Source organism: Streptomyces sp. NPDC102270 (assembly GCF_044766405.1).
Classification (GTDB): Bacteria; Actinomycetota; Actinomycetes; order Streptomycetales; family Streptomycetaceae; genus Streptomyces.
This window is the reverse complement of sequence record NZ_JBIWLX010000007.1, coordinates 353,831-367,947: the sequence shown is the minus strand read 5'-3', so window position 1 is coordinate 367,947 and position 14,117 is coordinate 353,831. Positions and strand designations below refer to the sequence as shown.

The window sequence follows — 14,117 nt, the reverse complement described above, 5'->3', positions numbered from 1 at the left end:
CGGGGCCGGTGCGCTCATGTGGCGTCCAGGGTCACCGTGAAGGAGAAGCGGTCACCCCGGTAGTGGATCACCGCCGCGTCGAGCACCCGACCGCCGGTGTCGTAGGTGACCCCCGTGTAGTGCAGGATCGGGCTGAGCAGCGGGACTTGGAGCAACCGGGCCGTCTCCGGGTCCGCGAGGCGTGCCTCCACGGTGTCCGTGATGCGGCTGATGTCCGCCCCGACGACATCCCGCAGCACCTTCGTCATCGGCCAGCGCACCAGGTCCGACGGGTCGATGTGGGCGGCCAGTTCGGGCCGGACGTAGTTGCGGGCGTGATTGGTCGGCTCGCCCGTCTTCTCGTCGCTGCGCAGCCGGTGGTACGACGCCACCTCGTCCAGTTCCGGGAAGTGCCCGGCGAGTTCGGGCGGCACGGGTGACTTGCCGTGCTCCAGCAGCTCGGTCGTCATACCGGACTGCTGGGCCACGATCGCGTCCACCGAGCCGAGCAGCCGGACCGGGGTGCCCCTGGTCGCACCCGGCTCGATGAAGGTGCCCCGGCGCCGGTGACGGGTGATCAGCCCCTCGTCCTCCAGCTCCTTCAGTGCCTGCCGCATGGTCAGCACGCTCACCCCGTAGTGCCCCGCGAGCTGTTCCTCGGTCGGCAGGCGGAGCGGGTCCTGGGGGGTGCGGCCGAGTATCGAGGCGCGCAGGGACTGCGACACCTGGTACCAGAGCGGCAGCTTGCGGTTCAGGACGATGGAGTCCGGGGCGAAGGAGGTCACGGGCTATCCGTACCGTTCGCGGATCGGTCAGTGCAACGGGCGGAAGTGGCGTTCCAGGCCCCGCCACACGTCGTCGTAGTGCGGCTGGAGGTGGTCCGCCCGGGCCGCGTGCGCGGTGAGCGTCACCGGCCAGCGCGTCTCGAACATGAACGCCAGCCCGTCGTCGACCTTGTGCGGCTTCAGCTCGGCCGCGCTCGCCCGGTCGAAGGTCTCCCGGTCGGGGCCGTGCGCCGACATCATGTTGTGCAGCGAGCCGCCGCCGGGCACGAAGCCCTCCGCTTTGGCGTCGTAGGCCCCCTCGATCAGGCCCATGTACTCACTCATCACGTTCCGGTGGAAGTACGGCGGCCGGAAGGTGTCCTCGCCGACCAGCCAGCGTGGCGCGAAGACCACGAAGTCGACTCCGGCCAGCCCCGGGGTGTCCGACGGGGACGTCAGCACGGTGAAGATCGACGGGTCGGGATGGTCGTACGAGATGGACCCGAGCACATTGAAGCGGCGCAGGTCGTATACGTACGGCACATGGTTGCCGTGCCAGGCGACGACGTCGAGCGGGGAGTGGTCGTAGGTCGCCGTCCAGAGGTTGCCGCAGAACTTGTTGACCACCTCCACGGGCCCCTCGACGTCCTCGTAGGCGGCGACGGGGGCCCGGAAGTCGCGCGGGTTGGCGAGGCCGTTGGCGCCGATGGGACCGAGGTCGGGGAGCTGGAAGGAGGCCCCATAGTTCTCGCACACATAACCGCGGGCGGAAGTGTCGAGGAGCTCCACACGGAAGCGCACCCCACGAGGGATCAGCGCCACGTGGCCCGGCTCCACATGGAGCAGCCCGAACTCCGTGCGCAGCAGCAGCCCGCCACGCTCCGGGACGATCAGCAGCTCGCCGTCGGCGTCGCTGAAGACGCGGTCCATGGAGTCGGTGGCGTGGTACAGGTGCACGGCCATGCCGGTGCGCTGGGTGACGTCGCCGTTGCCGCCGAGGGTCCACAGGCCGGCGAGGAAGTCGGTGCCCTCGGCGGGCTCGGGCAGGGGGTTCCAGCGCAGCCGGTTCGGGTCCGGGACCGACTCGGTGAAGGGGGCCGTACGGATGCGGCCGTGGTGGGTGGGCGTGAACGCCGGGTGCGCGGCGGAGGGGCGGATGCGGTACAGCCACGAGCGGCGGTTGTGGGCGCGCGGCTCGGTGAACGCCGTGCCGCTGAGCTGTTCCGCGTACAGGCCCAGGGGGGCGCGCTGGGGGGCGTTGCGGCCCTCGGGGAGGGCGCCGGGGACGGCCTCCGAGGCGTGCTCGTTGCCGAAGCCGGAGAGGTAGGTCAGGCTCTCGGCGGTCTTGCGTGCGTCGCCGCGCGTGATCTCTGCGTCCCCGGTCATGATCGCTCCCTTGCGGTCTGATTCCTATGGAACACCGTAGGATTGCGGTGTGGCCGGCGCAAGAGGGCGCTCCCCGGCCGTTCCCCGGCCGCTCCCTGGAACCGATGTCCCGCCCGTGACCTCCTCAGGGAGGAGGACGAGAACCAGACCCCAGGGGGATTCGCGGTGTCGGACCCGTGTTCTACGCTCCCCGGCATGTCGTGGACGCGGGGACTCCTTGCCCTGCTCGCGGTCTGTGTCCTGCTGGTCACCGGATCCGTGAGCTGTGGCACCCATGGGGCACAGGAACGCAAGGACGGACGGTCGGTCGCACCGGTGGGCAAGGTCCTCGACGACACCGATCACGAGGGGCGGCACTACCGCGAGGTGGACAAGGAGAACGCCCCCGATGTCGGCATAGAGGTGCAGCCGGCCACCGACGACTGCTGGACCGTGCGGCTGACCGTCCAGAACTTCACCTTCTCGCCCGCCGCGACGAAAGCGAAGGCCGTCTCCGGCCGCGGCGTCGCCGTCCTCTTCGTGGACGACCGCCCCGTCACCACCCTGCGCACCCCGTCCTACCGCCTCCCGTCCGCGTACGTCCCCCAGGGCACCCACAAGGTCACGGCCCGTCTCTACGCCGACGACGGCACCGTCTGGGCCGTCGACGGCACCCCGGTGGAAAGCACGGCGGACGTGACGGCCTCGAAACCGGAGTCGACGGGGAGCGGCGGCTCGGGGGCGCGGTCCATGGAGGGCGGGGCGTCGGAACTGCGGCCCACGGGAAGCGCGGGCGACACCCTGGAGGCGCAGCCGATCGCGAGGGTGGGCGGCGGGGGCGTCTCGTACCAGCGGGTCGTGGTGGGCGGCGGTGTCGCGGGTTCGCGGGGCGTGTTGGGCGCGGGCGGCGGTGTCGCGGGTTCGGGGGGCGTGGTGGGCGCGGGCTGCGGTGTCGCGGGTTCGCGGGTCGGCATGGGTGCCGGCGGTCGAGCCTCGGAGCCGCCGCTCACGACGAGGATTCGCGCGGCCTCGGACGTGCCGGCCGCGGCGGGCACAGCCGCGGGCGCCCCGGACGCGCAGGCGGTGGCGGGCACGGGCGGCGGCCTCCTGGCCTTGCGGGTGGGCGCCACGTCGCTCGCGGTGAGCAGCGGTGCCGGCGTGGTCCTGGACGGGCGGGCCGTCGCGGGCATAGGGCTCCCCGGCTCGCGGGTGGGTGCCCGTACCGTGGCAGCGGGATCGTCGCTCGCGGTGAGCAGCGGTGCCGGCGTGGTCCTGGACGTGCAGGCCGTCGCGGGCGCAAGCCTCCCCGGCGCGTGGGTCGGCATCCGTACCGCCGCAGCCGGACCGTCGCTCATGACGAGCCCCAGCACCGGCGTGGCCGCGGACGTGCAGCCCCTCGCGGGCAAGGGTCTCTCCGGCGCGTGGGTCGGTATCCGTACCGTGGCAGCGGGATCGTCGCTGACGGCGAGCAGCGGCGCCGGCGTGGCCGCTGACGTGCAGGCCGTCGCCGGCAAGGGTCTCTCCGGCTCGCAGGTCGGCGCCCGTACCGCGGCAGTGGAACCGTCACTCACGGCGGGCATCGGCGTCGGCGCACGCCCCGGCGGTGGGCGATGAGTGTCGCAGGCCCCCGGAGCCGTACCGGGGGGCAGGGTTCACCGGACCGCGGCGGAAAGGCATCATGAAGCCCGTGCCCCAAGCGACCTCGCTTCGCCGCGCCCCCGTGCAGCGGCGCAGTGCCGAACGGCTGACCAGAATCCTCGACGCCTGCGCCGACCTCCTCGACGAGGTCGGCTACGACGCCCTCAGTACCCGCGCCGTCGCCCTGCGCGCCGGCGTGCCCATCGGCTCGGTGTACCGCTTCTTCGGCAACAAGCGGCAGATGGCCGACGCCCTCGCCCAGCGCAACCTGGAGCGTTTCACGGCCGGCGTCAGCGAACGCCTCAAGGAGTCGGGCGAGGAAGGCGGCTGGCGCAAGGCGATGGACGTCGTCCTCGACGAGTACCTCGCCATGAAGCGCACCGCCCCCGGCTTCTCCCTCGTCGACTTCGGCAACCAGATCCCCGTCGGCGCCCGCCATGCCGAACCCAACCACCGCGTCGCCGACCGACTCACCGACCTCCTCTCCGGCTACCTCTCCCGCGAACCCGACGACGATCTGCGCCGCACCTTCCTCATCGCCGTGGAAACCGCCGACACCCTGGTCCACCTGGCCTTCCGGATGGCACCCGAGGGAGACGAACGGATCATCCAGGAGGCCCGGGAAATGCTGCGGGCCTACCTGGCGCGGGTCCTGGACTGACCCTCCGCACCCCCTCCCCTCCATCCCTACCGGTCGGTATGCTCATCCTGACAGGCACCGCTGCCCCGGGAGGACCCGTGTCCCGCACCGCTCTGCGTATCTGCCCCCTGTGCGAGGCCACCTGTGGTCTGACGCTCACCATCGAGGGGAGCCGGGTCACCGGCGCCCGCGGGGACCGAGACGACGTGTTCAGCAAGGGGTTCGTCTGCCCCAAGGGAGCCGCCTTCGGCGCCGTCGACGCGGACCCCGACCGGCTGCGCACCCCCCTCGTACGACGGGACGGGGAGTTGCGCGAGGCCACCTGGGAAGAGGCCTTCGACGCGGTCGCCGCCGGCATCCGGGCAGTCGTCGACGGGCACGGGGCGAACTCCGTCGGGGTCGTCCTCGGCAACCCCAACGTCCACACCATGGCCGGCGCCCTCTATCCGCCGGTGCTGCTCTCCGGCCTCGGCACCCGCAGCGTCTTCACCGCCTCCACGGTCGACCAGATGCCCAAGCACGTCTCCAGTGGGCTGCTGTACGGCGACGCCAACGCCATCCCCGTGCCCGACCTCGACCACACCGACCACCTGCTTCTCATCGGCGCCAACCCCCTGGAATCCAACGGGAGTCTGTGCACAGCCCCCGACTTCCCCGGCAAGCTCAAGGCGCTCAAGGCCCGCGGCGGCACCCTCACCGTCATCGACCCCCGCCGCACCCGCACCGCCAGGCTCGCCGACCGGCACATCGCCGTCCGGCCCGGTACGGACGCCCTGCTGCTCGCGGCGATGGCGTACACGCTCTTCGAGGAAGACCTCGTGGACACGGGGGAGTTGACGCCTCATCTCCAGGGGATCGACGAACTCCGGTCGTCTCTGGGCGACTTCACCCCGGAGGCCGTCGCCGGCCCCTGTGACGTCGACGCCGTCGTCATCCGCACCCTCGCCCGCGAACTCGCCGCCGCCCCCACCGCCGCCGTATACGGCCGCATCGGCAGCTGCACGGTCCCGCACGGCACCCTGGCCAGCTGGCTCGTCGACGTGCTCAACATCCTCACCGGCAACCTCGACCGGCCCGGCGGCGCGCTCTTCCCTCAGGCGGCCACCGACCGGACACCCCGGCCCGCCGGGCCCAGCCACGGGTTCGCCCTCGGGCGCTGGCACTCCCGGGTGAGCCAACACCCCGAGGCGAAGGGCGAGTTGCCGCTCTCCGCGCTCGCCGAGGAGATCGACACCGCGACCCAGGAGGGCGAGCCGATCCGGGCACTCGTCGTCGTCGCCGCCAACCCCGTGCTGTCCGCCCCCGACGGCGACCGGCTCGACAAGGCCCTCGGCTCGCTCGACTTCATGGTCAGCGTGGACCCGTACCTGAACGAGACCTCGCGCCATGCCCACGTCGTGCTGCCCCCGCCCCCGCCCTCCCAGAGCCCGCACCACGACTTCGCCTTCAACACCCTCGCGGTGCGCAACCAGGTCCGCTACACCCGCCCCGCCGTCCCGCTGGAGCCCGGCCGGATGGCGGAGACGGAGATCCTCGCCCGGCTGATCCTCGCCGCGACCGGCATGCACGGCGCCGACCCCTCCGCCGTCGACGACCTGGTCATCGGCCAGACCCTCGGCAAGACCGTCAAGGACCCCCACTCGCCCGTGCACGGCCGCGAGCCGGGCGAACTCACCGCCGAACTCGCCGGTGAGACCGGCCCCGAGCGGCGGCTCGACATGATGCTGCGCCTCGGCCCCTACGGCGACGGGTTCGGCGTACGGCCCGACGGCCTGAGCCTCACGAAGCTGCTCGCGCATCCGCACGGGATCGACCTCGGACCGCTGAGGTCCCGGCTGCCGCAGCCGCTGAAGACCCGCAGCGGCAAGGTCGAACTGCTGCCGCAGCCGATCGCGGACGACCTCCCCAGGCTGCGCGAGGCCCTGCGGCACAAGGCCGACGGGCTCGTCCTCATCGGCCGCAGGCACCTGCGCTCCAACAACAGTTGGATGCACAACGTCCCCGCCCTCACCGGCGGCACCAACCGCTGCACCCTGCACATCCACCCCGAGGACGCCGGCCGGCTCGGCATCGAGGACGGCTCGGCGGTACGGATCAAGGGCGCCGGGGGAGAGGTGGTCACCGAGGCCGAGGTCACCGACGGGGTGCGCGCAGGCGTGGTCAGCCTGCCGCACGGCTGGGGCCACGACCGGCCCGGCACCCGGCTCGGCCACGCCGCCAAGAACCCCGGCGTCAACGTCAACCAGCTCCTCGACGGCAGCCTGCTCGACCCGCTCTCCGGCAACGCGGTCCTCAACGGCATCCCGATAGAACTGGCCGCCGTAACGGCCCTGTGAGCAGCGCAAAGCTGTGACCAGCAGTTTTGCGCTTATTGCTCGCATGTCAACGTCTTGTTAACGCCACTTGACGAGTCCTAACGTCATCGCACTGCCGACTCCGGTGGGAGTTCAAGGGCGAACGTTAGGTATCCACTCATGCTGACCATCCTCGGCTTCGCCATGATCGCGACCTTCCTGGTCCTGATCATGATGAAGAAGATGTCGCCGATCGCGGCGCTCGTACTGATCCCGGCCCTGTTCTGCGTCTTCGTCGGGAAGGGCGCCAAGCTCGGTGACTACGTCATCGACGGCGTCACCAGCCTCGCCCCCACCGCGGCGATGCTCATGTTCGCGATCGTCTACTTCGGCGTGATGATCGATGTCGGCCTCTTCGACCCGGTCGTGCGCGGGATCCTGAAGTTCGCGAAGGCCGACCCGATGCGGATCGTCGTCGGTACGGCGATCCTCGCCGCGATCGTCTCGCTGGACGGCGACGGCTCGACCACCTTCATGATCACCGTCTCGGCGATGTACCCGCTGTACAAGCGCCTGAAGATGAGCCTGGTCGTGATGACCGGTGTCGCCGCCATGGCCAACGGCGTGATGAACACCCTGCCCTGGGGCGGCCCGACGGCCCGCGCGGCCACCGCGCTGAAGCTCGACGCCGGCGACATCTTCGTCCCGATGATCCCGGCCCTCGCCGTCGGTCTGCTGGGTGTCTTCGTCCTCTCGTACGTGCTCGGCAAGCGCGAGCGCAAGCGGCTGGGCGTGCTCACCCTGGACGAGGTCCTGGTGGACGAGAAGGTCGAGACGAAGGTCGAGGAGACCGAGACGGTGCTCGTGGGCGCCGGCGGTTCGGGCTCCGGCTCCGGCTCGAAGACCCCCGTGGCCACCGGCGGCTCCGGCTCCGGCACCGACGCCGAGGACGAGGACGAGGCCGGCGACGCGGAGCGCTTCCAGGTCCTCGACCCGAACCGGGCCACCCTGCGCCCGAAGCTCTACTGGTTCAACGCGCTGCTCACGCTCACCCTGCTCACCTCCATGATCATGGAGTGGCTGCCGATCCCGGTGCTGTTCCTGATCGGCGCCGCACTCGCGCTCACCGTGAACTTCCCGCACATCCCCGACCAGAAGGCCCGCCTCGCCGCCCACGCCGACAACGTCCTCAACGTCTCCGGCATGGTCTTCGCCGCCGCCGTCTTCACCGGCGTCCTCCAGGGCACCGGCATGGTCGACCACATGGCCCGCTGGATGGTGGACGTCATCCCCGAGGGCATGGGCCCGCACATGGCCCTCGTCACCGGCGTCCTGAGCCTCCCGCTCACCTACTTCATGTCCAACGACGGCTTCTACTTCGGTGTCCTCCCGGTCCTCGCCGAGGCCGGCGCGGCGCACGGCGTCACCCCGCTGGAGATGGCCCGCGCCTCCCTGGTCGGCCAGCCGCTGCACATGTCGAGCCCGCTCGTTCCGGCCGTGTACGTCCTGGTCGGCATGGCCAAGGTGGAGTTCGGCGACCACACCAGGTTCGTGGTCAAGTGGGCCGCGCTCACCTGCCTGTTGATCCTCGGGGCGGGCCTCCTCTTCGGGATCATCTGACCGGCGTCGACGGAGGACTCGAACCATGGCGCCCGGTGGGAACCGCGGCTGGCTGCTCCGCCTCGTCATCGCCTTCAGCTTCGCGCAGGGGGCGGTGTCGATGGCGCGGCCCGCCGTCTCCTACCGGGCCCTCGCACTGGGCGCGGACGAGCGGGCGATCGGTGTCATCGCCGGTGTGTACGCGCTGCTCCCGCTGTTCGCGGCGGTCCCGCTGGGCCGCCGTACGGATCACGGGCGGTGTGCGCCGCTGCTGCCCGTCGGTGTGGTCCTGATCTCCGGTGGCTGCGCGCTCAGCGGCCTCGCCGGCTCCCTGTGGACCATGGCGGTCTGGAGCGGGGTGATGGGCCTCGGACACCTCTGCTTCGTCATCGGCGCGCAGTCGCTCGTCGCCCGCCAGTCCGCCCCGCACCAACAGGACCGCAACTTCGGCCACTTCACCATCGGCGCCTCCCTCGGCCAGCTGATCGGCCCGGTCGCGGCGGGCGCGCTGATCGGCGGCTCCGACAGGGCGGGTACGAGCGCGCTGGCCCTGCTCGTCTCCGGCGCCGGAGCGGCGGTCGCGTTCACCTCGCTGTGGCGCATCGAGCACCGCGACACGGCGGCCAAGTCCCGTACCGGGCACGGCGATCGGATCCCCGTCGGGTGCATCCTGCGGACCCGGGGCGTGCCCGGGGGCATCTTCATGAGTCTGTCCGTGCTGTCCGCCACGGACATCCTCACCGCGTACCTTCCGGTGGTCGGCGAGCACCGGGGCATCGCCCCCTCGGTGATCGGCATGCTGCTGAGCCTGCGCGCGGCGGCCACGATCGCCTGCCGTCTGGTGCTGACCCCGCTGCTACGGCTGCTGGGGCGCGCGGCGCTCCTCACCGTGACGTGTCTGCTGGCGGCGGTCCTGTGCGCGGGTTTCGCGCTGCCGGTCCCGGTGTGGGCGCTGGCCGTCATGCTCACCGTGCTCGGCTTCTGCCTCGGCGTGGGACAGCCGCTGTCCATGACGACGGTCGTCCAGGCCGCCCCCGACGGCGCCCGCTCCACCGCCCTCGCCCTGCGGCTGACCGGCAACCGCCTCGGCCAAGTCGCCGCACCGGCCACCGCGGGCCTGGTCGCGGGAGTGGCGGGCGTGGCCGCGCCGTTCGTGATGCTCGGGACATTGCTGCTGCTGTCGGCGGGGGTGGCGCTGCGGTCGCCCGGGCGGCCCGAGAGGACCGGACCGGCCGCGGGGAAGCGGCCGAAGCGCCCGGGATTGCGCCGCACGAGCGATATCTGACGGCGCGCCGGGTGCCGATGCGACCGACCGTCGCGCGCATGAAGGAGAGTGCTGCCGAAAGAGCGATTTGTATGGAAATCGTCTGAATCGGAGGAGCGCGCATGCCCACCCTGACACTCCCACGTACCTTCCGCGTCCGAGCGGGCGCCACTGTGGTCCTCACCGCCCTCGCCGCGTCCGGCGCGTCGTGGGCGATGGCGCCGACCGCGTCGGCGCAGGGCGAGAACGGCGACATCAGGATCCACCACGTGGGCGTGCCTTTCGGCGTCTCGAAGGATGATCCACGGGTCTGCAAGTTCTACCTCGACGCCGTCAACTTCGACGTCCTGACCGCCATCGCCTACACCATCACGCCCCAGCCTCCGCTGCCCACCGCCGCCACCGTCGCCGGCACCATCCAGCTCGCGGGCGGCGCCGGTCACACCGACCCGCTGGGGGTGGCGGACGGCCAGTACAAGATCACCTGGATCGTGGCGGGCGCCCCCAAGGAGAAGGTCTTCCGCGTCAACTGCCACGACGGCAAGCGTGACGCGGAGCGCCGGCCGGGCGACCAGATCGAGGACCAGCAGCGCGACGGCGCGGACGGCGCGGGCTGGGGCCAGAACGAGGCCGGCGGCCCGAAGGGCGGTGTACACGCGGGCGGCGGCGGTCTCGTCGACACCGCGGCCGCGTTCGCGCCGGTGACCGCCGCGGGGGCCGTCGGCCTGGTGGCGGTCGGCGGTGCCGCGTACTTCCGGCTGAACCGCCGTCGGCCCAATGGCGCCGCGTAGGCGCAGACGCAGGCCCTGGTACCGGACCCGCGCCTACCGCCTCACCAGGACGGCTCTGCTCACGGTCGTCCTGGTGACGGTGGGGGTCCGGTGTACGGGTGACGACCGGTCGACCGCGCCGGACTGGCCCGACGGTCCGGACACCGTGGCGGCCGCCGGGCCGGACGCGGAGGGGGCCGACGGGCTTGACGCGGAGGAGACCGGTGGGGCGCCTCCCTCCGCCCGCCCCAAACCCACCCGCACGCCCCCGCCCCGCCCGCTGCCCCGGTCCCGGCCGGCGACCTTCCGCATTCCGTCCCTGGGCATCGACGCGCCGGTCACCGGCCTCGGGCTCACCAAGGGCCGGGAGTTGTCGACACCGCCGGTCGACAAGCCGAAGCTCGTGGGCTGGTACCAAGGCGGTCCCACACCCGGCGAGTCGGGCACCGCGATCGCCGTCGGCCACCGCGACACCATGACCGGCCCCGCCGTCTTCGCCGCGCTCGCCCAGGTCAAACCCGGCAAGGTGATCGAGGCCAGGCGCGCGGACGGCCGTACCGCCGTCTACACCGTGGACCGGGTGAAGGTCTTCGACAAGGGCGGCTTCCCCGACAAGGAGGTCTACGGCCCGTCCCGGCGCCCGGAGCTCCGTGTGATCACCTGCGGCGGACTCTTCACCCGGCGGACGGGCTACACCAGCAACGTCGTCGTCTTCGCCCACCTCACCCAGACCCGTGAGCCGCGGCCGCCGAAAGACGCGACGGCGCGCTGAATCCGACCGTCCGTCATCTCGCAGGCTGGACCGGAGCGTCCGATCTCGCCCAGTCTCTTCCCCAGGCCGCATGCATTCCGTTAACTTCCGTGACCCACAGCCCCGTACGACCCGCACGGGGCCTCTCGACCGCGGAGCACCAGCGCCTGATCCAGCCCCCGGGGGCATCGTCATGACACGCGCCATATCTCTGCACCACGTGAGCAAGACCTACACCCGGGGAGTCCGGGTGGTGGACCGGCTCTCGCTGGACATCGCGCCCGGCGAGTTCCTCGTCCTGCTCGGCCCCTCCGGCTGCGGAAAATCCACCGTGCTCAGGATGATCGCCGGGCTGGAGGAGATCACCGAGGGCCAGCTCAGGCTCGACGGCGAGTACGCCAACGACCTGCTGCCCGCCGAGCGGCGGATGGCGATGGTGTTCCAGAACTTCGCCCTCTACCCGAACATGACCAGCCGGGGGAACATCGGCTTCCCGCTGCGCATCGAGGCCCCCGACGAGGACCCCCGGGCGCGTGTGGACGCCACCGCCCGCATGCTGGGCATCGAGGACCTCCTCGACCGCTATCCGGGCCAGCTTTCGGGCGGTGAGCGCCAGCGCGTGGCGATGGGCCGGGCGATCTCCCGCCATCCCTCCGCCTTCCTCATGGACGAGCCGCTGTCCAACCTCGACGCCAAGCTCCGCAACCATCTGCGCGCCGAAATAGCCGGTCTCACCCGGCAGTTGGGCGTCACCACGGTCTACGTCACCCACGACCAGGCCGAGGCGATGTCGCTCGGCGACCGGGTCGCCGTGCTGCGCGGCGGAGTCCTCCAGCAGGTCGGCACCCCGCGCTCGGTGTACGCGCTGCCCCGCAACGTCTTCGTCGCCGCCTTCATCGGCACCCCGCGCATCAACCTCCTGCGCGGGCTGGTGCGGGCCCCGTTGGACGGAGCGATGACCATCAGTCTGGGCAAGCAGTACCTGCGGCTGCCCGAACCCCTCTCCCTGGACCACCAGTTGCTCCGGGTCCAGCAGGGCCGTGAGGTGATCGTGGGTCTGCGTTCGGAGGCGATCCGCATCGCCAAGCCGGCCTCCGCCCGTCCCGGGGAGATGCCGATCACCGGCCTGGTGGAGCACGTGGAGTTCCAGGGCCACGAGGTCCTGGTCCACTTCAACACCGGCTCCCGCCCCGCCCTGGTCCCCGACCTGGAGGCCCCGCGCCCGGCTCCGCGCCCGCCCCGGCGCCGCCGCCGCGAGGGCACCGTCCTGGAGCGTCTGCGGGATCGCGCGGGCTCCCTGCGGGCGGGCCCGGTGGTGGTCCTGGAGGACCCGCCGGACGCCGCCCCCGAACCCGCCCTCTCCGACGCCCGCCTCCCGGGCGACCTCGTCGTCCGCACCACCCCGGACATCGACCTCCGCCGCGGCATGCAGGTCCCGCTCCTCGTCGACATCTCCCACCTGTTCGTCTTCGACCAGCACGGCGAACGCATCTGCCCGTCCCCGGACCACTTGCCGGACCTGGACGAGTGAGGGCGGGGGCTGCCCTGCGGCGGATGCCCGTCGCAGGGTCCGGTGGCGCTGCCCTGGCGCCAGAAAACTATCGTCGCTAGTTTATGAGACCGGACGACGACACGACACGGCCCAGCCCGGGAGGACGCACCATGAAGGCGCACGACGGCATGTACATCGAGGGCGAGTGGCGCCCGGCCACCGGCCCGGACGTGATCGAGGTCGTGAACCCGGTCGACGAGCAGGTCATCGCCCGGGTCCCGGCCGGCTCCGCCGAGGACGTCGACCTCGCCGTACGGGCCGCCCGCACTGCCCTCCCGGCCTGGGCCGCGACCGCTCCGGCCGAACGGGCCGCCCGCCTGGCCGCCCTCCGGGACGTCCTCGCCGCGCGCCAGGACGAGATCGCCGAGACCGTCACCGCCGAGCTCGGCTCGCCGCTGAAGTTCTCGCAGAACGTCCACGCGGCCGTCCCCGTCGCGGTCGCCGCCTCCTACGCCGAGCTCGCGGCCACGCACCCCTTCGAGGAGAAGGTGGGCAACTCCACGGTCCATCTGGAGCCGGTCGGCGTGGTCGCCGCGATCACGCCCTGGAACTACCCGCTCCACCAGATCGTCGCCAAGGTCGCCCCGGCTCTTGCCGCGGGCTGCACGGTCGTCCTCAAGCCCGCCGAGGACACCCCGCTCGTCGCCCAGCTCTTCGCCGAGGCCGTCCACGAGGCCGGCGTCCCGGCCGGTGTCCTCAACCTCGTCACCGGGCTCGGTCCGGTCGCGGGCCAGGCCCTGGTCGAGCACCCGGGCGTCGACCTGGTCTCCTTCACCGGCTCCACCGCGGTCGGACGGCAGATCGGCGCGAGTGCCGGTGCCGCGCTGAAGAAGGTCGCCCTGGAGCTCGGCGGCAAGTCCGCCAACGTCATCCTGCCGAGCGCCGACCTCGCCAAGGCGGTCAACGTCGGTGTCGCCAACGTGATGTCCAACTCCGGCCAGACCTGCAGCGCCTGGACGCGGATGCTCGTCCATCGCGAGCAGTACGACGAGGCCGTGGAACTCGCCGCCACCGCCGCCGCGAAGTACGGCGACCGCATCGGACCCGTCGTCAACGCCAAGCAGCAGGCACGGGTGCGGAGTTACATCGAGAAGGGCCTGGCCGAAGGGGCCCGGCTGGTGGCGGGCGGCCCCGAATCCCCGCGCGAGCAGGGCTACTTCGTCGCCCCGACCGTCTTCGCCGACGTGACGCCCGACATGACGATCGCGCAGGAGGAGATCTTCGGCCCGGTCCTGTCCGTCCTGCGCTACGAGGACGAGGAGGACGCCCTGCGCATCGCCAACGGCACGGTCTACGGCCTCGCGGGCGCCGTCTGGGCCGGCGACGAGTCGGAGGCCGTGGCCTTCGCCCGCCGGATGGACACCGGGCAGGTCGACATCAACGGCGGCCGCTTCAACCCCCTTGCACCCTTCGGCGGTTACAAGCAGTCCGGGGTGGGCCGTGAACTCGGCCCGCACGGTCTCGCCGAGTACCTCCAGACCAAGTCCCTCCAGTTCTGAGG

General features: G+C 71.8%; 11 protein-coding genes. 9 read left to right on the top strand and 2 right to left on the bottom strand.

Annotation, left to right across the window (positions count from 1 at the left end; translation table 11 throughout):
- Window positions 1-14 precede the first annotated feature (14 nt).
- Both ACIRP7_RS16810 and hmgA read right to left on the bottom strand, forming a co-directional pair.
- Complete coding sequence (locus ACIRP7_RS16810) at window positions 15-764, bottom strand: GntR family transcriptional regulator (protein WP_403659263.1); 750 nt, start codon at window positions 762-764, stop codon at window positions 15-17.
- Window positions 765-791: 27 nt separating this feature from the next.
- On the bottom strand, window positions 792-2,129 hold the full coding sequence (gene hmgA / locus ACIRP7_RS16805; protein WP_403659261.1) for a homogentisate 1,2-dioxygenase: 1,338 nt from the start codon (window positions 2,127-2,129) through the stop codon (window positions 792-794).
- Window positions 2,130-2,324: 195 nt separating this feature from the next.
- Between hmgA and ACIRP7_RS16800 the strand changes: the two genes are divergently transcribed.
- From ACIRP7_RS16800 to ACIRP7_RS16760, 9 genes are all read left to right on the top strand, one after another.
- On the top strand, window positions 2,325-3,722 hold the full coding sequence (locus ACIRP7_RS16800) for a hypothetical protein (protein WP_403659259.1): 1,398 nt from the start codon (window positions 2,325-2,327) through the stop codon (window positions 3,720-3,722).
- A 64-nt stretch (window positions 3,723-3,786) separates the two neighbouring features.
- Complete coding sequence (locus tag ACIRP7_RS16795; protein WP_403659256.1) at window positions 3,787-4,407, top strand: TetR family transcriptional regulator; 621 nt, start codon at window positions 3,787-3,789, stop codon at window positions 4,405-4,407.
- Between the two features lie 77 nt (window positions 4,408-4,484).
- The gene (locus ACIRP7_RS16790; protein WP_403659253.1) at window positions 4,485-6,722 is read left to right on the top strand and encodes a molybdopterin oxidoreductase family protein; all 2,238 of its coding nucleotides are present in this window, start codon (window positions 4,485-4,487) and stop codon (window positions 6,720-6,722) included.
- A gap of 138 nt (window positions 6,723-6,860) precedes the next feature.
- Window positions 6,861-8,300 carry a CitMHS family transporter gene (locus tag ACIRP7_RS16785; RefSeq protein ID WP_403659250.1) on the top strand — a complete coding sequence of 480 codons (1,440 nt, stop codon included), beginning with the start codon at window positions 6,861-6,863 and terminating at the stop codon, window positions 8,298-8,300.
- A 25-nt stretch (window positions 8,301-8,325) separates the two neighbouring features.
- The gene (locus ACIRP7_RS16780; protein ID WP_403659247.1) at window positions 8,326-9,564 is read left to right on the top strand and encodes an MFS transporter; all 1,239 of its coding nucleotides are present in this window, start codon (window positions 8,326-8,328) and stop codon (window positions 9,562-9,564) included.
- A 101-nt stretch (window positions 9,565-9,665) separates the two neighbouring features.
- Window positions 9,666-10,334: a hypothetical protein gene (locus ACIRP7_RS16775; protein WP_403659244.1), complete on the top strand. Its 669-nt coding sequence runs from the start codon at window positions 9,666-9,668 to the stop codon at window positions 10,332-10,334.
- A complete protein-coding gene (locus ACIRP7_RS16770) occupies window positions 10,321-11,085 on the top strand; it encodes a class F sortase (RefSeq protein ID WP_403659241.1) in 765 nt (254 codons plus the stop codon). Before ACIRP7_RS16775 ends, ACIRP7_RS16770 begins: the two co-directional genes overlap by 14 nt.
- Before the next feature lie 172 nt (window positions 11,086-11,257).
- Window positions 11,258-12,595 carry an ABC transporter ATP-binding protein gene (locus tag ACIRP7_RS16765; RefSeq protein ID WP_403659238.1) on the top strand — a complete coding sequence of 446 codons (1,338 nt, stop codon included), beginning with the start codon at window positions 11,258-11,260 and terminating at the stop codon, window positions 12,593-12,595.
- A 131-nt stretch (window positions 12,596-12,726) separates the two neighbouring features.
- Window positions 12,727-14,115, top strand: coding sequence for an aldehyde dehydrogenase family protein (locus ACIRP7_RS16760; protein ID WP_403659235.1), 1,389 nt, complete (start codon window positions 12,727-12,729; stop codon window positions 14,113-14,115).
- Window positions 14,116-14,117 lie beyond the last annotated feature (2 nt).